This is a genomic window from Arcicella sp. BE140 (genome assembly GCF_031456255.1).
GTDB classification, from domain to species: domain Bacteria; phylum Bacteroidota; class Bacteroidia; order Cytophagales; family Spirosomataceae; genus Arcicella; species Arcicella aquatica.
Genome location: NZ_JAVDUE010000003.1, coordinates 423069 through 443296, shown reverse-complemented (window position 1 = coordinate 443296; position 20228 = coordinate 423069). Strand labels below are relative to the sequence as shown.

The 20228-nt window shown below is 38.9% G+C and carries 22 protein-coding genes; 5 read left to right on the top strand and 17 right to left on the bottom strand.

What is annotated here, in order from left to right; genetic code table 11:
• Positions 1-2: 2 nt before the first annotated feature.
• Entirely contained in the window at positions 3-1166 is a 1164-nt protein-coding gene (locus J2Y60_RS07910) for a glycosyltransferase family protein (protein WP_309915843.1), read from the top strand.
• Positions 1167-1264: 98 nt separating this feature from the next.
• Here J2Y60_RS07910 and J2Y60_RS07905 read toward each other — a convergent pair whose 3' ends face one another.
• Positions 1265-2539 carry a hypothetical protein gene (locus tag J2Y60_RS07905; protein ID WP_309915842.1) on the bottom strand — a complete coding sequence of 425 codons (1275 nt, stop codon included), beginning with the start codon at positions 2537-2539 and terminating at the stop codon, positions 1265-1267.
• Between the two features lie 278 nt (positions 2540-2817).
• Between J2Y60_RS07905 and J2Y60_RS07900 the strand changes: the two genes are divergently transcribed.
• Complete coding sequence (locus J2Y60_RS07900; protein WP_309915839.1) at positions 2818-3693, top strand: pirin family protein; 876 nt, start codon at positions 2818-2820, stop codon at positions 3691-3693.
• A complete protein-coding gene (locus J2Y60_RS07895) occupies positions 3690-3995 on the top strand; it encodes a response regulator receiver protein (protein ID WP_309915836.1) in 306 nt (101 codons plus the stop codon). Before J2Y60_RS07900 ends, J2Y60_RS07895 begins: the two co-directional genes overlap by 4 nt.
• 57 nt (positions 3996-4052) lie before the next feature.
• On the opposite strand, the gene J2Y60_RS07890 is transcribed toward J2Y60_RS07895, so the two are convergent.
• Entirely contained in the window at positions 4053-4580 is a 528-nt protein-coding gene (locus J2Y60_RS07890; protein WP_309915832.1) for a C40 family peptidase, read from the bottom strand.
• Positions 4581-4919: 339 nt separating this feature from the next.
• Here J2Y60_RS07890 and J2Y60_RS07885 point away from each other — a divergent pair, with 339 nt between their 5' ends.
• On the top strand, positions 4920-5282 hold the full coding sequence (locus tag J2Y60_RS07885) for a DUF4180 domain-containing protein (protein WP_309915829.1): 363 nt from the start codon (positions 4920-4922) through the stop codon (positions 5280-5282).
• Positions 5283-5393: 111 nt separating this feature from the next.
• On the top strand, positions 5394-5570 hold the full coding sequence (locus J2Y60_RS07880; RefSeq protein WP_309915826.1) for a hypothetical protein: 177 nt from the start codon (positions 5394-5396) through the stop codon (positions 5568-5570).
• Positions 5571-5725: 155 nt separating this feature from the next.
• Here J2Y60_RS07880 and J2Y60_RS07875 read toward each other — a convergent pair whose 3' ends face one another.
• From J2Y60_RS07875 to J2Y60_RS07805, 15 genes are all read right to left on the bottom strand, one after another.
• Positions 5726-6553 carry an RteC domain-containing protein gene (locus J2Y60_RS07875; RefSeq protein ID WP_309915823.1) on the bottom strand — a complete coding sequence of 276 codons (828 nt, stop codon included), beginning with the start codon at positions 6551-6553 and terminating at the stop codon, positions 5726-5728.
• 149 nt (positions 6554-6702) lie between these two features.
• Complete coding sequence (locus tag J2Y60_RS07870) at positions 6703-6924, bottom strand: heavy-metal-associated domain-containing protein (protein WP_309915820.1); 222 nt, start codon at positions 6922-6924, stop codon at positions 6703-6705.
• A gap of 105 nt (positions 6925-7029) precedes the next feature.
• A complete protein-coding gene (locus J2Y60_RS07865) occupies positions 7030-7887 on the bottom strand; it encodes a heavy metal-binding domain-containing protein (protein ID WP_309915817.1) in 858 nt (285 codons plus the stop codon).
• Between the two features lie 185 nt (positions 7888-8072).
• Complete coding sequence (locus J2Y60_RS07860; RefSeq protein WP_309915814.1) at positions 8073-9263, bottom strand: MFS transporter; 1191 nt, start codon at positions 9261-9263, stop codon at positions 8073-8075.
• Positions 9264-9421: 158 nt separating this feature from the next.
• Positions 9422-11680, bottom strand: a complete 2259-nt coding sequence (locus J2Y60_RS07855; RefSeq protein ID WP_309915812.1) for a multicopper oxidase domain-containing protein — start codon at positions 11678-11680, stop codon at positions 9422-9424.
• Positions 11681-11746: 66 nt separating this feature from the next.
• Positions 11747-12190: a DUF3347 domain-containing protein gene (locus J2Y60_RS07850; protein WP_309915809.1), complete on the bottom strand. Its 444-nt coding sequence runs from the start codon at positions 12188-12190 to the stop codon at positions 11747-11749.
• Between the two features lie 38 nt (positions 12191-12228).
• A complete protein-coding gene (locus J2Y60_RS07845; protein ID WP_309915806.1) occupies positions 12229-12450 on the bottom strand; it encodes a cation transporter in 222 nt (73 codons plus the stop codon).
• Between the two features lie 120 nt (positions 12451-12570).
• Complete coding sequence (locus J2Y60_RS07840) at positions 12571-13017, bottom strand: heme-binding domain-containing protein (RefSeq protein WP_309915802.1); 447 nt, start codon at positions 13015-13017, stop codon at positions 12571-12573.
• A complete protein-coding gene (locus J2Y60_RS07835; RefSeq protein ID WP_309915799.1) occupies positions 13014-13634 on the bottom strand; it encodes a DUF3347 domain-containing protein in 621 nt (206 codons plus the stop codon). Before J2Y60_RS07835 ends, J2Y60_RS07840 begins: the two co-directional genes overlap by 4 nt.
• A gap of 54 nt (positions 13635-13688) precedes the next feature.
• Complete coding sequence (locus J2Y60_RS07830; protein ID WP_309915797.1) at positions 13689-14180, bottom strand: DUF305 domain-containing protein; 492 nt, start codon at positions 14178-14180, stop codon at positions 13689-13691.
• Positions 14181-14191: 11 nt separating this feature from the next.
• Positions 14192-15100: a DUF3347 domain-containing protein gene (locus J2Y60_RS07825; RefSeq protein WP_309915794.1), complete on the bottom strand. Its 909-nt coding sequence runs from the start codon at positions 15098-15100 to the stop codon at positions 14192-14194.
• A 92-nt stretch (positions 15101-15192) separates the two neighbouring features.
• Complete coding sequence (locus J2Y60_RS07820; protein ID WP_309915792.1) at positions 15193-15582, bottom strand: hypothetical protein; 390 nt, start codon at positions 15580-15582, stop codon at positions 15193-15195.
• 427 nt (positions 15583-16009) lie between these two features.
• Positions 16010-16117 carry a universal stress protein gene (locus tag J2Y60_RS07815; protein WP_309915789.1) on the bottom strand — a complete coding sequence of 36 codons (108 nt, stop codon included), beginning with the start codon at positions 16115-16117 and terminating at the stop codon, positions 16010-16012.
• A complete protein-coding gene (locus J2Y60_RS07810) occupies positions 16117-17892 on the bottom strand; it encodes an Nramp family divalent metal transporter (protein ID WP_309915786.1) in 1776 nt (591 codons plus the stop codon). The genes J2Y60_RS07815 and J2Y60_RS07810 overlap by 1 nt, the downstream gene beginning before the upstream one ends.
• Before the next feature lie 67 nt (positions 17893-17959).
• Complete coding sequence (locus J2Y60_RS07805; RefSeq protein WP_309915784.1) at positions 17960-20158, bottom strand: heavy metal translocating P-type ATPase; 2199 nt, start codon at positions 20156-20158, stop codon at positions 17960-17962.
• Between the last annotated feature and the right edge of the window lie 70 nt (positions 20159-20228).

The following is a 20228-nucleotide window of genomic DNA, read 5'->3' as shown; positions in this document are numbered from 1 at the left end:
ATATGAGTAAGTATCTATTCGTAGTACAAGGTGAAGGCCGTGGACATTTAACGCAGGCTATTTCCCTCTTTGAAATCCTAACGGCTGCTGGGCACGAAGTGGTTTCTGTAATGGTGGGTATGGAGGATAAACATCATATCCCTGCTTTTTTTAAAGAAAAAATTACTGCTCCAATCAATACTTTTCCTGCCCCTAGCTTAGTTTATGGACAAACCAAAGCTGTAAAGGTATGGGATACGATTAAAACGCACGTTTTACAGCTTAGAAAATACCGTAAAAGTGTTCAGTTTTTGGCAGATGAGGTTGAAATGCATCGACCTGATGTTATCGTGAATTTTTATGATATTATCTGTGGCTTGTATGCACAATTCCACCGTCCGAATATTCCTGTTGTTTGTGTAGGACATCAATATTTGTTATTACACAATCAGTTTATTTCATTGCCAGACAAAAAGATAGATCGTTTTTTATTAAACCTCAATACACGTCTTACCTCTTTAAATTCAACTAAAAAATTAGCTTTGTCTTTTGTAGAAATGCCTGAAGACAAAGCTAAGCACATTGTAGTAACGCCACCACTTTTACGAAAAGAAGTGAAGGCATTGACGCCTACAGTAAAACCCTATTTCTTAGCTTACATCACTCACCATAAATTGGGTGAAGATATTATCAATTGGCATTCTGAACACAGAGATGTGGAAGTACATTGTTTCTGGAACAATCCTGATTTTGGGAATGAATGGCATTGCCAAGAAAACCTTACCTTCCATCAGGTAAATGCTGAAAAATTCTTAACCATGATGCAAAACTGCTCAGGGTTAGTTTGTACAGCAGGATTTGAATCTGTTTGCGAAGCCATGTATCTAGGCAAACCAATCATGATGGTACCAGTGCCAAATCATATCGAACAGCAAATAAATGCCTTAGATGGCGAACGTGCAGGGGCAGGAATTGCAGACACTACCTTCAATTTCTCACGTTTTATTGAATATGTGCCAACCCACCAAAGTATTAGCGACGTCTTTCAGGCTTGGCTAGGGCAAACAGCACAAGTATTCTTGAAAAACTTAGAAGAAGTAGCTCAGAAAAAAGTGGAAATTTATACGTTCAGAAGAACCTCTCAACTAGGAAGACTGTTCCGTAGGTCTTTGGGTTCTACTTTGTAGGACACAAAAAATTTTATTAATAACGGTTGATACCCCAAAACTAGCGTTCTCGTTCTGTTACAGATAATATTTTTATGAGGCTATCCTTTTAGGACATACTATTGACATAGAAATGGACCAAAAGCTTTTTTGATATTGAGTTTATTGTCTATTGTTTCTGCAATTAAAACATAGAATGTTTCTCCTCCAGGCAAAACCCTTATGATGGTATGTCCAAACATACTTTTAAAACCATCAGTAAACCAAAAACCTATCGCTGCTTTAGTTGCTTCTTGGATATTGGTTGCAAATAGGTTCTTTTTCCCTTTATAAATATGGTCTGAGATAAGCCTGTGAACAACTTCTTCTCCGGGGTGATTGCTACTCCAAGTTTGTTCTACGACTACTTGGGGTTGCAGATTTCTGAGAAAATTTTCGTTAGTAGCATCTCTGCACCCATGATGATCTAAAGTAGTTACTTCTACTTTGCCAACCGCTTTTGAGATAGGCGTTTCTACATCAAACCATGTTGGTAAACCATACCCTTGCAAGCCTGTATTATCACCTCCCGTAAAATAATCAAACTTACCATAAGACAGCTTGATGGCAAGGCTCAACGGATTTTCATTGAATCTTTTTTTAGCATCTAAAACACTATCTGCCGTAAAGAACTCAAAAGTTTCGTTTCCATTACCTGTCCAAATAGTACCATTGGCTTTTACTCCCCGAACCTTAAAATTGGGATACTTTGATGGATTGTTTTTTAAAACTATTTGGTCAATTGCACCTACTTTCAATTGTTCGCCGATTAGTCCATTGTGTTGTTTTTGGAACTCAATGAATTTTTGTAGATTCAAGAAAATACTTGGTTCATTCTTGTATGCAACTTTTAAATCAGTCGGGAAATTATTGTAAGGATAATTCCTATCAATCAACTTTTTGATGGGTACTAAATCACCCACTTCAGTTATGCCTGATAGTTTATAAGCACCATTAGTGGCTATTTTAGTACCAGCGTTGATAATACCCATGTGGTCGTCGTGATAATGAGTAATCAGGGCATAATCAATAACAGGTTTATTAGGTAATATTTGTTGAATATAATCTGCTATCCATTGTCCAGCAGTTTTAGTATTATTAGGGTAAGGAAGTGTATACGTAAAGGGCCAACTATTTCTACGAAAAGCAACATCCCCAATATCTCCAGCATCAACCATCATCGTAGTTCCGTCAGGCAAAGCAAAGAATGTCGAAACGCCACTTCCCGTAACAATATGATGAATATCTAAATAGCCTTGATGCCATTGAATATTGGTGGTATCTGGATTTATTTGTGCTTGAAGCCTAGTAATGGAAGCACAAAATATCAACAAGAAGAATATGTAAGTTTTCATCAATATTGTATTAGGTTGTTGGGTTGAATGATGTGTATAAAGCAATCTAATTATAAAGAAGAGAGTAGCTAATTTACGCTTCAATTTGAGAAAGCCTTTAACATAATAGTAAATTATATCTTTTTCTTTTATTTCTCTAAATGATGAAATTATGATAGCGTTAATTTTGTAGTAAAAGAAACGCTTATAAATAAACAATCATTAAATATCTTGTCCTAGTTCAATGTTTCGGAAATATTGGCACAGTAATTTTGACTCAAGAAAAAACAAACACGACGATGGACAGAAAGACATTCATACAAAAAGGCATTACAGGTACTGGTATTTTTGCAGCAACTGCTGCTTTGGGCAATGTAATCAAAAACGATATAGATGAATTACAAGAATTGGATATTATCGGGTTTAATCATATTCCTAATACCCCTTCTAAAATACTAGAAAACTCGGTTTTGCATAAAGCTGACTCTCGTGGGCACGCTAATCATGGTTGGTTAGATAGTAACCATACCTTTAGTTTTGCCAATTATTATAATCCAGAACGCATGCACTTTGGCGTGTTGAGGGTTTTGAACGACGACCGTGTGGATGCTGGTAAAGGCTTTGGCAGACATCCGCATGATAATATGGAAATTATCTCTATTCCGCTTGAAGGGAACTTAGAGCATAAAGATAGCATGGGGAATGTGGCGGTAATTAAGCAAGGAGATATTCAAGTAATGAGTGCAGGAACAGGCATTTACCACTCTGAATACAACCAAAGCCAAGATAGCTTAGTGAAATTTTTGCAGATATGGGTTTTCCCCAATAAAAAGAACGTTACGCCACGTTATGACCAAATTACGTTAGATACAAAAGACAGGCACAATAATTTACAACAAATATTATCACCCAATCCAGAAGATGAAGGCGTATGGATTCACCAAGATGCATGGTTTCATTTAGGGACATTTGATAAAGATTTTGAAAAAACGTATCAAATCAAGAAAAAAGGGAACGGCGTATATGCCTTTGTATTGAAAGGAAGCTTTGATATTGAAGGCTTCGAGGTAGCAAACAGAGATGGCTTTGGTGTTTGGAATGTGGATAGTCTGAAAATAAAAGCGATTAGTCAAGATGCTGAAATATTATTAATGGAAGTACCGATGTCGATATGAAAAAATTTGAAATTTTAGTAATCGGAAGAAATGTTGAAATCCATGAAGTAGTACTGCGATTAATCAACAAAAATGAAGCTTGGTGGGCTACAGGAGCATTAACTGATGAAGAAGTGTTTGCGATATGCAAGGCAAAAAGCTTTGATATGGTCTTACTAGGAAGCGGTATAGCAGAGGAGTCGGAGGAAATCCTCAGAGAATATTTTAACAAGCTTAATCCTCATTTACCAATTGTACAACATTATGGTGGTGGAAGTGGGCTGTTATATTGCGAAATTCAACAGGTTTTTGAAAAGATTTAGTTAAGAAATGAGCACAGTATTAGTTAGCATAAAATCTAATCACCAATTACTCATTTATTAATTCTTAGCATTTTTTATCTCTGGCGTGTGCAAAACACGCTTGATGCCCATAAATCTTTTTTGATAATAAGCGGCATCTAAATAATCATAGCGAACACCACCGTTCCAAGCTGAGTGAATAAACTTAATATATTTGTCGGTTACTTCGGTAACAATCCCGACGTGACCGACTCTTTTTCCCTTCGCATTATGTCCTTTGAAGAAAATCAAATCACTGGGCTGAGCTTCCAATCTTGATACTGAATATCCTAATAAACTTTGAGCAGCGCTACCATGCGGTAAAATCATCCCAAAATTCTGGAAACAATAGCGTACAAATCCTGAGCAATCAAAACCTTTTTTAGAAGTTCCACCCGAGCGGTATCTTAAATGAAGATGGTCGTTAGCGAAATCGAGGAGATTATTTACAGTACCTAGCGTGGTATGTGAAGCATTATTTTGAGTGGAATCTTTTGGTAAAAATTGCCCAAAGATAGTGGATTGAAATCCGACACAAAGTATGGTAAATAAGACCTTTTTCAGCATAATTGTCTGTTTAATATCTAAATACTGTAACCAAATTAGCAATAAAACTTTAAAAACCAAAATTCTTGTCTTAATTAAATCCTATTTGTCATAACATCATTAGGTGGTTTTACGTATAAATGTCTTTGAAATATGCTGTTTTATTACTTTTAAAGTGCCCTTATCAACATATTAATGATAAAAATCATCAGAAGTAGATAGTCTGCTTTTAGTAAACCATTTATGAATGTTTTATTGGAAAACTCTTCGTTATGGCTTAATTTTCGATACATTTTTTGATTTAAGTTTCGTGCAAAAAACAAATAAAAAACCTTATTAATCTATTTAGCATCGATAAAAATGGAAATAAAAACACATGAAGTAAATACCATCAAGATAGCGGAGGCAACAGCAGATTATATTTTTATTAATAATGCCCAAGATGGATTAGATTTATTAGGAAATCTATATTATCAGGGCTTTGACAACATCATTATTCATCAAAAAAACATCACTCCAGATTTTTTTGATTTAAAAACAGGCATTGCGGGTGAAATACTTCAAAAGTTTTCAACTTATCGTGTTGCTTTAGCTATCGTTGGAGATTTCAGTCACTATACCAGTAAAAGTATCAAAGACTTTATTTTTGAAAGTAACAAAGCTGGGCATATTAACTTTGTTAATAGTGTTTCGGAGGCTTTAGGTTGTCTTGGTAAGGAATGATATTAATCAAAGCTGGGCGTAGTGTTTTACTACCTTCAAACGAAGTTTAATACACTTAGTATTGCTGTTTAAAAAATAACCCATATGAAAGTAACTTATATTTTAATCATCATGTCTATAATTACGTGTAGCTATAAAATAAGTAATTTGAACAAGCAATACAGTGAGTGTAGTAAAACCTATGACACATTGTTAAAGATGGATGTTTATTCTTTTGTAGATGAAATGCCTGATTATCCTGGAGGAAACGGAGAATTAGCAGTTTTTTTACAAAAAAGATTAATTTAGTCTAAAGTGACTAATAAAGAGCAGGTTACAAGAACTGGAAGTGTTATCGGTAACGATTTAGTAATGGTGCTTACTACACTTGCTTTCATTTGATTACCTTGTAAATCATTACGGCAAATTTAAAAAAATAAAGGTAAAGCCGTGAAACTTTACCTTTATTTTTCGTCTTGCTCGTCCATTCTTTTGATTAGTGCATCCCGAAGACTATCCAGGAATTTAGTTCGGTTTATTTTCCTCGCCTTTAATTCCAAATAGGAATGATAGAAATCACCCAGATCAATATTAAACATAGTCTCAAAGGTCTTGGCGATGATTTTAATATCCATGTTGCCATTGTCAATAGAGCCTTGTGAATGTAGTGAGTATATTAACTCAATTAATGAGGTTTTACTACCGGTCCAGTTTAAAGGTGGATTATCTAATGCTCTTTTCTGGCTGTTATTATTTAATTGGTCTTCGAGGTAGACCTGTATTAAATCGTGGGCAATAATTTTGGCTACTTTGAAATCGTGTGAGGTTGAAAAGTTGTGGTCTGCTTCAAAGTAATAAGTATCTAAACTTAGTTTGATATCGTGCTTACCCCGTACAAAGTATTTGTTGTCAAGATGGTTACTATTAGTTCTGTAGTATTTGTAAAATTCTAAATTTGCATCGAAATAACGTTTGATTTTGGAAAGTTCAACGTTGAGATATTTTTTAATGATTTTTTCTCCACCTCGTGGTCTTTTTGTTTCAATCTTGTAAATCGCGTTGAAGAAGATTAACTTAGAAATCAATTGCGGCTTTACCTGCTTGAAAAACATAATTTCCTCTATCTCGTCTTTAAAGCCGATTTTCAGGAAATGCATTTTTACCGCTTCAATCTTTTGTAACACCAGTTCGATAGCATTTTCATAAGCTATTAATGAATTGCTCTGTTCGTAGGTTATTTCTTTTATTCTATCATCTAATTCGCTTATTACTGTTTGGCAATAGTTTATCATTGAACTTGGAATTTGTTGAGGCCGTTAACAAGGATAAAATGAGTTCGTAATTGAGGGTCGCCTACAATCAAAAATCTCATTCCAAGACATATTGGGTGTTCATAAAAAAGCCCTATCCGTTCTCTTTGGTAACTAATAGGGCTTATGTATTAAACCGCTAAAGGTTCGGCTTTAAAGCCCTTTTTCTTAATGATTGCGACTACCTCGTCCTCTGTAATCCCCTCTGCTTTTACGGTCAGAATTTTATCGCTGTTAGCCGTATCTACGGCCCATTCGCAGATGCCATCGGCACCGTCCAAATCAGCTTTTACTTTTGATACACATCCGCCACAATTAAGATTGGTCTTGAACTGAAATTCTTTATTTTCCATTTTTGTAATTTATTTATGATAATTAGTACACCACAAAATTCACCATATTTTTGAGGCCAGGTATTGTGATATTCTTTGTTTGATTTGTGAGATTTACTGATTTTATTAATGCTGATGGTTGCCGTGACTATGTTTTTCACCTGTGTTTTCGCCCTCAGAAACCGTAATCGTAAGGTCTGCTGTATGTAACACATCGTTTATTTTAAACTGTACCCACATTCTATAAAGCCCGGCCTTTTTAATAAGTGTTTCTGCGTATATTGGAAAACGGTTATCAGAAATCGGGTGAATATGTAGAAAATCTTTATCGGCTTTGCTAATCATTACGATATGGGCGTTTGCTCCGAGATACTTCTGCATATCTTTTTCCTGTAATTGTTTACCGTCCTTTTCTACTGAAAATTGCAAGCCTTGGCTTCTGTTTGTTTCAAAGTATTCGCCATTAAGCAGGGTTAACGTATAACCGTCAACCGTTGAAACCAGATTAGTTTTTAACTCGGTTGTTTGAGCTACCGAGGTGCCCTTTACATCGATCTTTTGCATGTTCACATCGGCTTGGCCGCTGCTTGGCTTATAGTCGATAAACAAAAGGTATTTCCCTGCCGCCGGAAACGATTCTGATACGTTGTACGAACCATCTGCTTGTTCTTGGGGGTGTATATGGTCAAACCAGGTCAGTTCTTCATTTACAACCAATAAGTGCATTTTCATTTCGTGCACTACTTCCAACGGAACCTTCTTGCCGTGTTCGGTAATGGCAATTGACAGGTTTGTAGATTTGCCAGCTTCAACATCTTGTGGGTTGGTTGCAAGCTGCACTTCATACTGGCTATTCTTATCTTTATTAACAGGTATCAATCCCATACCACATTTAGGACATTTATCGCCTTTGTTTCCTGTTACTTCCGGGTGCATCGGACAAGTGTAAGCATTGTCGTGATTTGCTTGATGATGTGTGTTCATATCTTATGATTTTTTATTACTGCTTTCCGCATTGTTACAAGCCGATAAGGTTTGTAAGTGAAACTGCGGTACTTAGCAATAAGGTTTTTAAAATTTTCATTTACCTTTTAATACAATACAAAGTTCCACATTAAAGGTCGCGCAGGCATTGTGATTTTTCTTGTTTGATTTGTGACTTTTACTGTTTAGTGTACGCTCTTCTCTTTCTTCATTATAATTCGGATCGCCGCTATCAATGTAATGATGAGCATAGGTATCATTACTATGTTTACGCCGTTCCAACCCCAATGATTAAACAAACTGCCTGCAAAGAAGCTTGCCATACTGATGACTGCAAAAACCGTAAAATCGTGAAAAGCCTGTGTCTTTTCTTTTTCTTCCGGTCGATACACTTTGGTAAGCAATGCCGAACCACCGATAAACAGGAAGTTCCAACCTAAGCCCACAATGAACAAAGCGGAAACAAAATGAGCGAGCCCTGTTCCCAGTAGTGCAACAATGATGTATAGTGACAAAATGATTAAGCCAGAAATAATGATACGATATACACCAAATTTTTGAATGAGCATACCCGTAAAGAATGACGGCAGGAACATGCCCAAAACGTGCCATTGAATAACGGTAGCCGCATCGTCAGAAGAATGCCCGAAACTGTGCATTGCTATCGGTGTAACGGTCATAGACATCCCCATTACTGCAAATGCGGTAGCTGATGCCAGTATCGCAAGAACGGTATCTCTGTTCTTAACGATTTCCTTTAAAGGGCGACCTTTTTGTACTGCCTCATTGATTTGTACTTGTGATATTCTTTGCAATTTTAAAAAGGAAACGACACCTAATGCGATTATGCTTAGCAGTATAATGGAAAAGTAGGAATAGGCATAAGGAAACACCCCTAAATGCTGTGTAAAGCGTGCTAAGTTGGGACCAGCGAAAGCGGCAACAACGCCTCCCGCAATAACGAAAGAGATTGCCTTACTTTTTGCATTGTCTGGAACTGCATCAGCCGCCGCAAAACGGTAGTACTGCGAAAATCCCTGATAGGCGCCTATCAGCATATTGCCAATGGAAAATAGCCAAAAAGAATTTTGAATAATACCGTACCAGGAAACCAAACCTGATAAAACACCTATCAGCGTGCCCATCATAAAGGCTTTTCGTTGACCTAATTTTCTTATGATAAGTGATGCAGGTATCATCATACCTGCTGTGCCTACGGTAATCATTGCTAATGGTAATGTCGCCAAATTTTTGTCGGGAGCCATTTGCAAGCCTACCACACCTGATAGCGTAATAACCAATATGGATGCGGTCTGGAACAACGCCTGCGAGGTAAACAGGAGATACACGTTGCTCCACTTTATTTTTGCTGTCATAGTCTTAAAATTTACGATACAAAAATGCTAAGTAGCTCTGGTTTTCCTATTGTGATATTTCTTGTTTGATTTGTGAGGTTTACTGATTTGGTCTGCATTGTAAAAGCAAAAAGGTCATAGCCTCAGCTACGACCTTTCAATAATAATGATACATTATTTTAGTAATTAAGGGAAAGCCCGACACCAAAGCCCATATCACTATCATAGTGTGTTCTGATACCTATATTTCTCGTAATAACATAGCGTAAACCAGCCATATATTCAAAATCTGTATTGACCATAAAATCGCCTCTCAAACGTTTCGAGATGGGAATGTCCTCTCTCATTAACGAAAGCCGGACAATACCATCATGATAAACCTCTGCCTGGAAGTTCACCAGCATCGGGAGCGTAGCCATCACACCGAGGCTGACGGCTCGCCGGGTATCTTTCTCGTTCTTTTGTCCAAAAATATTTTTCTCATGTTCGTCCATTCCCATCTTGCGATAACGCCAGTCAAAGCCCACAAATGGCATCAGCCATTGCATCTTACCAATGAACCTTCCCAGGTGTGTTTCCACTTCGTAACCATGCATGTCATTATAACCTAAGCGCCATTCCGTGCCCAGGTTCCACCTTGCATTCATTAACATGGCTTCACCATCATTACCGTTGCTGGCAAAATCATTCTGCGCCATAAAATGCGGCATATTACTTTCGCGCTGAAGCATTTTATATGCCATCGCTTTATCAGGCAATTCAGGATTTTTATAATCCCCCACAGCAAAAACCCGGTTCATACCTGCCATCATGTGATAAAGAATATGACAATGGAAAAACCAATCACCTTCCGTATTCGCTTCAAATTCGATGGTGTCTGTTTCCATCGGCATAATGTCGATGATATTCTTCATCGGCGCTTTATCACCTTTACCGTTCAGCAACCTGAAATCAAAACCATGCAGGTGAATTGGGTGGCGCATCATGGAGTTGTTGTAAAGCGTAATCCTTAATATCTCGCCTTTTTTAACGGGTATTTTGTCCGATTCTGTAAGTACACGGTTATCCATGCTCCACACATAGCGGCTCATATTGCCTGTAAGAGTGAATTTGATATCTTGAACAGGAGCATCAGCAGGAAGTTTCGTATTACTTGGCGACTCCAGCATGGCGTAGTTAAGCGTTTTGATCGTTCCCAGTGCATTGGCATTATACCTGTTAGGATCGCCTTCTAATTCTTTATTACGGTCATTGGCTGCATCACCCGTTATTTCAGGATACATCACCACGTTCATATCCATCTGGTTCCAGCTCATGTTCATGCCCATATCATCCAGATCGCCGTTCATTTTCATCATGTCATTCATCATCTTCATACCATCGAAGTATTTTAACCTTGGTAGCGGGGAGATCAACTGCTTGATACCATTTCCGATAAAATAGCTCGTCGATTGTGTACGATCCTCCGTAGTAGCCATAAATTCATAGGCTACACCATCTGCCGGGATAGTGACCACTACGTCATAGGTTTCAGATACAGCAATGATCAGACGGTCAACTTCAACTGGCACGACATCATTACCGTCACTGGCCACTACTGTCATCGGGCCTCCGGCGTAACGCAACCAAAAATAGGAAGACGCACCTCCGTTGGAGATACGCAGTCGCACTTTATCACCAGCTTTTAGTTGTTTGCCACCTGCACTTTTCAGTTCAGATATATGTTGACCGTTCATCAATACCTTGTCGTAGTAAACGTCACTGACATCCATTGCCGTCATACGTTTCCATTCGTTTTTGACCTTCGTCTTAAAATTACCGCTCCTGATGGCTTCCGTATAGCTTTGTGTAGCACCTTTCTGAATGGCAAACCAGTCATTGGCAGCATGGAGCATGCGATGCACATTATTGGGATTAAGATTCGTCCATTCACTTAGGACAATAGGTAATTCCGGAAGGTCATCAATACCTTTCCTAAAAGACTTGTCACCCGCTTTTTTGTGCATGATAAAGCTGCCATACATGCCGATCTGTTCCTGTAAACCGGAATGTGAATGATACCAGTGTGTACCTGTCTGAATGATCGGGAAACGGTAGGTATAGGTTGTGCCCGGTTCAATGGGCATTTGAGTGAGATACGGTACACCGTCTTCTTTATTAGGCAAGAATAAGCCATGCCAGTGCAAGGATGTACTTTCCTTTAACTGGTTATGCAGTACTATTTCAGCCGTGTCACCCTCTGTAAATTCCAGGGTTGGCATTGGGATTTGCCCATTTACAGCAATTGCCCTTTTTTCTTTGCCAGCATAGTTTACAAGTGTGTCTTTTACATACAGGTCGTAATGAACTACCTTTTGAGCAAAACTTACCTGTACTGTAAAAAATGCGAAGAAGCTTAGCGACAACAGCTTTTTGTGAAAATATTTTTGATTATCCATTTTAAAAACCGCATTGATTATAAATATTAAAAGGCATTGCCCAGTGAGCAATGCCTTGCAGGTTGATTATTTAGTTTCTGCGACTTTACCACAGGTAAGCATTGATGAACCATAATAAGGATTTTTAATTTCCTTTTCCTTGCTCAACCAGTATGCTTTTTTCATTGGGCAATACTGGTAGTAAACCGGTTGATTTACTTTGTCGGATGATTTTACCAGTTTCCACATCAACGTAGACACTTCATTGAAAGCAGATCTTTGCTTTTCAAGGTTGTCGCCAGCTTTGCTTAATTTCTCGGTTGCTTTCAAAAGGTCAGCTTTCTGTGAAAAATTATCCTCGCTTTTTACGGCTTCGTTCAATGCTGAAATAGCGGTGCCTGCCTCTTTACTATCACTGCTAACCAAAGCATTTTTTACGCTGATATAGTTGTTCAGCAGGTTGCTGGTATTTTGCGCATAGGCAGAAAATCCAAACAACGTTACGGTTATTGCTACTATTAATTTTTTCATTATTTAATCCGTTTAATATTAGTGAATAGCTGATTGTATTATTCTGAAATAGGCTCAGCTTTAAAACCTTTTTTCTTTATGATTGCGACTACCTCGTCCTCAGTAATGCCCTCTGCTTTTATAGTCAGGATTTTATCAATGTTTGTGGTATCAACGTTCCATTCGCAGATACCTTTAGCGCTGTTCAAATCTGCCTGTACTTTTGCTACACAGTTACCGCAGTTAAGGTTTGTCTTAAATTGAAGATTTTTGCTTTCCATTGTCTCGAACTTTTAATTGTTTTTGTTGACACAAAGTTCGGCAGGTAATGCGCTAATCTGTTTGTGATATTCCTTGTTTGATTTATGATATTTACTGTTTCGCCTACCTATCATCTTTCTTTACAGCTTTTTCAGCCAGATTAACAGTCTGTTTGCTTCGTCATTACTCAGTTTAGCATCCTTATGTATCCAGGTATATGAGGGTAAAGGCATTTTTTTATCTGCTATCTGGCTCTTGATAGACATCAGCAACCGCTCCTGCTTGCGTTGTGAATACGTTCCCCACTCATCAAAATTCAATTCTTTCTTAGCTGATTGTATGTGACTTTCAACTAAGGTTCTTGCAGGTTGTATGTAATCATACCAGCGATAATTAGTATTATTGCTGTGACAGTCAAAACAGGACATCCTCAAAGTTTCAGCCACATCAGCGGGTGGTGAATACATGGTGATAAAATCGACATTATCAGCAGTTGTTACTGTTTTATTTACGGCTGGTTGATAAAATTGCATAAGTATAACGAGGGCAATCAAAACAAGCAGAACATTTTTTACCCTTCCTTTCATTTAAGCTCTTTTTGAACAGAGCCACAAGTGGACATCTTGGCACCGTAGTACGGGTTCTTTATCTCCTTTGTTTCACTTAGCCATATAGCGCCTTTTTTGTCGTTAAACATCGGGCAATAATCCTGATACAATTTTTGTGGAGTACCAAACAAAGAAATAAGGTCGTTAACGTCTTTGCTTAACGATGCCAGGTGCTCCCGCTGATGGTCTATCTTTCCGGCGTTGTCTCCAATATGTTCGGCATTTTCTTTTGCATCATCCGCAATATCCATGTACTCTTTGTGTTTATCGGAGGGAATGGTTTTCATATCTACATTGTTAAAAGTAGCCAGTAACGTTTTCCCAGCGGTGGCTGCGGCCTTGTCATCGTCAGATGCCAGGGCATTTTTGAGTGAAAGATAATCCTTAATGATCTGTGCGATAGAAAAGGTGTCAGTCTTACCGATTAAGGGCTTTGTGTTGCCTTTATCCTTTTCATCTGCTAATGATTGCTTAGCCGAATCTGTAACCTGTCCGCTTTCATTGCGAGTTGCCGAATTGTTATTACAAGAGATTGTAGCAAATGACACCATCAAGGTAATCAGTGCTAAAAAAAGTATTTTGTTTATCCTGTTCATTTTGTTCATTTTTAAATTCATTTGGTATTAGATTGTTTCTTTTGCAGGTAAGGTCTATTTCTTTTCAAATTCCAGCAGTTTACGCTTCATGAGCTCAATCTCTTTAGCCTGCGCTTCTAAGATGTCATGCTGGAGTTTAATCAGTTCGGGGTCGGTGAGCTTTGTTTTCTCCGACATAAGTATAGCCGCCGCATGGTGGGGTATCATCCCTTTTACAAATTGCTTGTCACCAACACCAATCTGCTCCCGGATACCAACCCAGGAGAAGAGGCCAACTCCGACAGATAGCAGAATTATAACTGTATGCAGCTTTTTACTGGTGTACATGCCTTTCATCGCTATGAGTTCGATCAGTAGCATGGCGGCTGTCATGAGTAAAGTCATATACAGGTTGTTGATGTTCAAATACAGATTATGCCACCCATCTATCATAGCATACATGATAAAGTACATGGCTACAAACATGGCAACTGCCATGATCGCAAAACGTTTATACATTGCCTTTGACGAATGCTCCATTCCGTGTTTGCTTTTCATATTTTCCATAATTCGTGATTTTACTTGACAGATAATGTTTCAGTTGTACTTCCGCAAGTCAACATTTTATTTCCATAAAAAGGATTGCTGATTTCTTTGCTTTTACTCAGCCAGTTCGATCCATTGTTGTACATGGGGCAATGCTGGTAATACACCGTTCCGCTAAGTTTGAATACCTTAGCCAACAGGTACATTTTTTCTGAAAGCATGGCAAATGATTTTCGCTGCTTTTCTATATCCTTTGTTTGCGAAACAGCCTGCGTACCAGTTTCCAAATCTTTCATTACCTTCATCCAAGTGTTGTGTTGTTCCTTTTCCAGCTTACCCATTTCTACCGCTTTTATGGCGGAAAGAAGTTCTTTTGCCTTTGCGGCCGCAGTACCTGCATCTGTTTTGACAAGGGCATCTTTCAGATCGAAATAACTGTTGAACAATGGCTGCAACTGGTCGGCATTTTTAGTTGACGGGGCATTTTCCATATTCATGCCTGAATGGTTACTATGTTCCTCTCCGGCGGGTGTTTTCTGACTATGATCCATGTTCATATCCATCCCTTTAGAAGCCTGCTTTATGGTAATACCTGGATGCAGTTCTCTTTTGTATTTACAGCATTCAGGAAGTTTTGCATATACATCATCTGGAGCTAGAAATTCTTTGCTGTCATATCCTGCACGGGCAATGCGTTCAAGAATTTCATTCTGACTTGTCTTCTTATCATCGTATGTTAGCGTAGCCATTTTGGTATCCTTATTCCATTCTACCGTAGCTACATTTTTTACAGTCCCTGCATTTTCAATTGTCTTTTTACACATTTCGCAGTTACCGTATATTTTAACGGTTTCTGTTTTTACATTTTTGATTTGTGCAAAGCTGCTTATGGCTGATAGTAATACAGCAATTACCATCAATACCTTTGATATTGATTTCATTTTTAAATGTTTAAATTATTATGGAATAGATAATCAGCGAAAACGAAATTAGTTTTCAACTGGGCGTAACTATGGCTGTCAAGCCACTATTTTTAGCCTATTTTGGGCGGTTGCCAGATGGAAAAATAGCCTGAAGAATAATAGGCTGGACTAAAGTCAAATTTCTTCTTTTTGACTTCTGCAAAATAATTCTCGGTTACGATACCAAGAGGTATATGCAGGTTTAAGGAAGATACGGAATTGATGCAACCGCAAGAACAGTTCTTACATTTTCCGCCGCAATCATTGTGATGTTTGCCCTTTTTGCAGGACATTGTTTTGCAGCAGTCTTTTTTTTCCGCTGTAGAAGATTGGTCTTTTGAGCAGGTTTTTTGCTCTGTCTTCGCTACTTTTTTAGTACAAGCATAGCTTGTGTCTGGCAACAAGAAAAAAGCCAAACACAATAAAATGACAAAACCGATATGTTTACTCAGATTTTCCAACTGAACAAAGTTAGGAAATTATTTCTTTTGGCTATGGGGCTAGACACATTTTTATCTGGTAGCACTCGTATTTACACAAAAATCATCGTCGATTTAATAAGTTGTAGTACAGCGTTTTATTCCACCAAAACATTTTACTTATTTTAAAGCTACGCTTATACTTTCCTTGACTTTTTTAATGTGTAGGTTGCAGAAAATATTAATAAAACAAAAATGACAGATGGAAACATCTGTCATTTTTATATTCAGTAATCTTTATGTTAGATTTGAATTAGCAATCCGAGAAGCGAGGACAACAACAGTACACACTTCCAACAATTTAGTCTATTTTTCATAATATACATTTAACAGTTAACAAATAAAGCGGCTAATGGTTATAGGTGCATAGCCTCTCCAAAAGCTACTTCTATAGCACCTTTTACTGAACTTATACTGCCGGAATAATCAACACCGGGACTTTTACTAAGTGTCTGACTTGATTTATGGTTGCGCCGTACAATAGATCTTTTAATCCCTTGTGACCATGAGCTCCCATTACAATAGCTCTACACTGGACTGATGTGCAATTTGGGCAATGCTCTCGGCTGTTTTTCCAAAGCCTAGTTTCGCTTCTGCATGATAGCCATCTTCCTGCAACTGCCTGGCATATTCGTCCAGAAATTCACGGTCTTTTATCGTTTCCTCATCCGTACTATCGTGAAAATGTGAGGCTGAGGCAACACTTTCTACAACGTGTATAAGCGTATAAATACAATTTTTCCCTCCTTGTGTGATGGAGTGGTTGATAACCTTATGGTCAAGCTGTTTGAAATCGACTGTAATAGCAATTCTTGTCAATGGAACATGAGATTGCAATCGCAACGGTTCGGGTTTGTCGTGTGGCGTTATTTCACAGAACGCTTTTCGGCTGAATAATGGATACAAAGTGGTGTAAGCCATCAAGATTACAAAACCAATCCCCCCTAAAATGATCAATCCTTTCCAAACGATATTGCCCGAAGTTGCAAAAAAGCTGACGGCTTCTTCTAACAATAGTTTGGAATTGAGGTAAACCAATACAATGGTTATAACCCAAGCGGATATTTTGATCAGGGGCTTAATGGCAAACTTGCCCATTGTCTTTTTATCGCTTACAAAATGGATAAGGGGAATTACCGCAAAACCCAACTGCATACTCAACACCACCTGGCTAAAGACAAGCAAGCTGTCCACGTTATTCTCGCCGTTGACAAGGATCACCAAGGCTGCCGGAACAATGGCTAAAAATCTCGTAATAAGTCTTCGCAACAAGGGATTCATTCGGAAGCGTAGATAACCCTCCATTACGATTTGTCCGGCAAGTGTACCCGTGATGGTGCTACTCTGTCCTGCGGCTATCAATGCCACGGCAAAAAGTTTTGCCGTAAAACCGCTTCCGAGGTGTTGTGGTAGTAGTTCATAAGCTTTTTTCAACTCTGCCACGTCAGAACGTCCCGTTTTGTAAAAAACCGTAGCAGCAAGGATTAATATCGCTGCATTGACAAGCAATGCCATATTCAAAGCAATGGCACTATCCCAAAAATTGAGCCTGATTGCTTTTTTGATGCTGGCATCATCGCGGTTAAATTTACGTGTCTGCACCAGTGCGGAGTGCAGATATAAGTTATGTGGCATTACCGTAGCCCCGATAATACCGATAGCAATATACAATGCAGCATCATTCTGAATGTGCGGTATCAGTCCTGTCGCAATTTCCCCAACATTGGGATCAGCTACCCATATCTGTACAAGGAACGACATTCCGATAACGAATATTAAACCGATGACAAAGGCTTCGAGCTTACGCATTCCCCATTTTTGCAGTGCCATCAGCAGGAATGTATCTAATGCAGTAATGGCAACACCCCAAATCAAAGGCATTCCCGTAAGCAACTGCAAGCCAATCGCCATACCCAATATTTCAGCCAGATCTGTGGCAACAATAGCAACTTCTGCAAGTATGTATAGTACAAAGTTTACTTTCTTAGGGTAGGTTTCACGGTTTGCCTGTGCCAAATCCCTGTTGCGGACGATGCCCAACCTTGCCGATAAGCTCTGGAGCAATAAACCCATAATGCTACTCATTACCAAAACCCATAGTAATGAATATCCGAATTGACTACCGCCCGCCAATCCCGTTGCCCAATTGCCTGGGTCCATATAACCGACACTGACAAGATAGGCGGGGCCAAAAAAAGCGAGTACCCTCCGCCAACGGGATTTACCAGGGGCGGTAGTATCTACTGAATTATGTATTTCGCTTAGCGAAGCCGGTGATTGTTGTTTACCCATCTATCAAATCATTTACGATTAAACAAAACTGCCGCAAGAATAATCCGGCGGCAGTCCAACTTGACAATTAAAACTTCATTTTTTGTATTCGCACGGCATTAAGAATTGCCAGTAAGGCTACACCTACATCGGCAAATACGGCTTCCCACATTGTAGCCAATCCGCCTGCACCAAGTATAAGTACAATCGCTTTTACACCGAATGCCAGAGCAATATTTTGGAATACGATTTTTTTGGTTTGCTTACCGATGTTAATGGCCATTGGTATTTTGGATGGCATATCGTCCTGTATCACTACATCGGCTGTTTCAATGGCTGCATCGCTTCCTAAACCGCCCATCGCGATACCTGCATCGCTCAACGCAATTACCGGGGCATCATTCACACCATCGCCTACAAACGCAACGCTGCCATTGCGGGATTTAATTTCTTTTACCTTATCAACCTTGTCTTCGGGTAATAGATCTCCATAAGCATTATCAATTCCCAATTGACCCGAAACGTATTGTACAACGGTATTTTTATCACCACTTAACATGGTAGTTTTTACGCCCATTTTACGCAGCTTTTCTATCGCCGCTTTTGCATCCACTTTAATGCTGTCCGAAATGGTTAAATACCCGGCAAATTTTCCACCATAAGCTATTGCAATTACCGTGTAAACGAGGTTTGCCGTATCTGCATCGTGACTAACGTTGAATTTATCGAGCAATTTGAAATTACCTGCCAAAAGCTCCTTACCATTGACGATGGCTTTTAGTCCGTGTCCGGCTATTTCTTCAATATTTTCTAACCGCACGCTGCTATCAACCTCTCCCCAATAATTATGGATTGCCGTTGCCACCGGGTGCGTACTTTGGCTTTCCAATACATTGACAAGGTTTAGGATTTCGTCTTTATTAAACTCAGGTCTAATAAAGACTTCCTGCACTTTGAAAACGCCCTCGGTAAGCGTACCTGTTTTATCCATCACTACGTTTTCTACTTTGGCGAGAATATCCAGGAAATTAGAACCTTTTAGTAAGATGCCGTTTCGGCTCGCTGCACCGATACCACCGAAATAACCCAGCGGGATGGAGATTACCAAAGCACAAGGACAAGAGATTACCAAAAATACCAGTGCCCTGTACAACCACTCGCTGAATACATAATTATCTACAAAAAGTGCAGGAAATAAGGTAATGGCGACAGATAGAAAGACCACTATCGGAGTATATATTTTTGAAAACTTACGGATAAACAACTCCGTTGGTGCTTTTTGCGATGTGGCATCCTGCACCAGTTCCAAAATCCTGCTCAATTTACTATCTGAATAATCGGTTGTTACTTTTATCTGGCTTACGGTATTGAGGTTGATCATACCTGCCAATACAACTTCGCCTTTGTTTTTTGTGTCAGGTTTACTCTCTCCGGTAAGGGCTGCTGTGTTGAACGAAGCATTTTCTGAAATCAACTCACCGTCCAATCCTAATTTTTCGCCCGGCTTTAATTGGATAACGTCACCGATATTGGCATCTTCAGCTTTTATTACCATAGGTTTTCCGTCTCTGATCACCGTTACCTCATCAGGACGTTGGTCTAACAGGGCCTTAATGTTTCCTTTGGCTCTTGATACGGCAATGGTCTGAAATACTTCTCCTACGGAATAAAACAGCATTACAGCTACTGCTTCTGGATATTCGCCGAGTGCAAACGCACCGACTGTAGCAATTACCATCAAGAAAAATTCTGAAAAGAAATCTTTGTAGCGGATACTTTCAATAGCTTCTTTGATGACCGGCAATCCGACAGGGATATAAGCTATAACATACCAGGCTATTCTAACCCAACCTGTGAACCAGTTTTGGGTTAGGTAATTATCAAAACCAATGGCTACCAGCAACAGAGCCAAAGATATACCCGCAGGCGTAAATAGCTGGAACGCGGTTTTGCCCTCAATGTCGTGGCTGTGGTCGTGGTCATCGCCGTGGCTGTGTCCGTGATGATCGTGTCCGTGATGATCGTGCCCGTGGTCGTGATTATGATTGCTATGGTCATCGTCACAATGTTGAACATTGGATTTACTGCAACTATCGCCGTCAGCGTGTCCGTGTCCATCATCGTTATGATTAGCATCTTTCAGCAAATCTGATGCTCCTGCATTTTTATAAATCTTTTCTGTTCTCAAACAGCACAGTTGATTTCCCTGTGTATCATATTTATGCTTATGCTCTTTTTTATTTACGAGGTTCAGACTATTGTCTGTACTGCAACATATTTTTGACATATCTAAAAATTGTTTTTATTTCTATTTCTAAGACAAAATTACCCAGTCGTTTTGGGAACTTGGTTGCAAA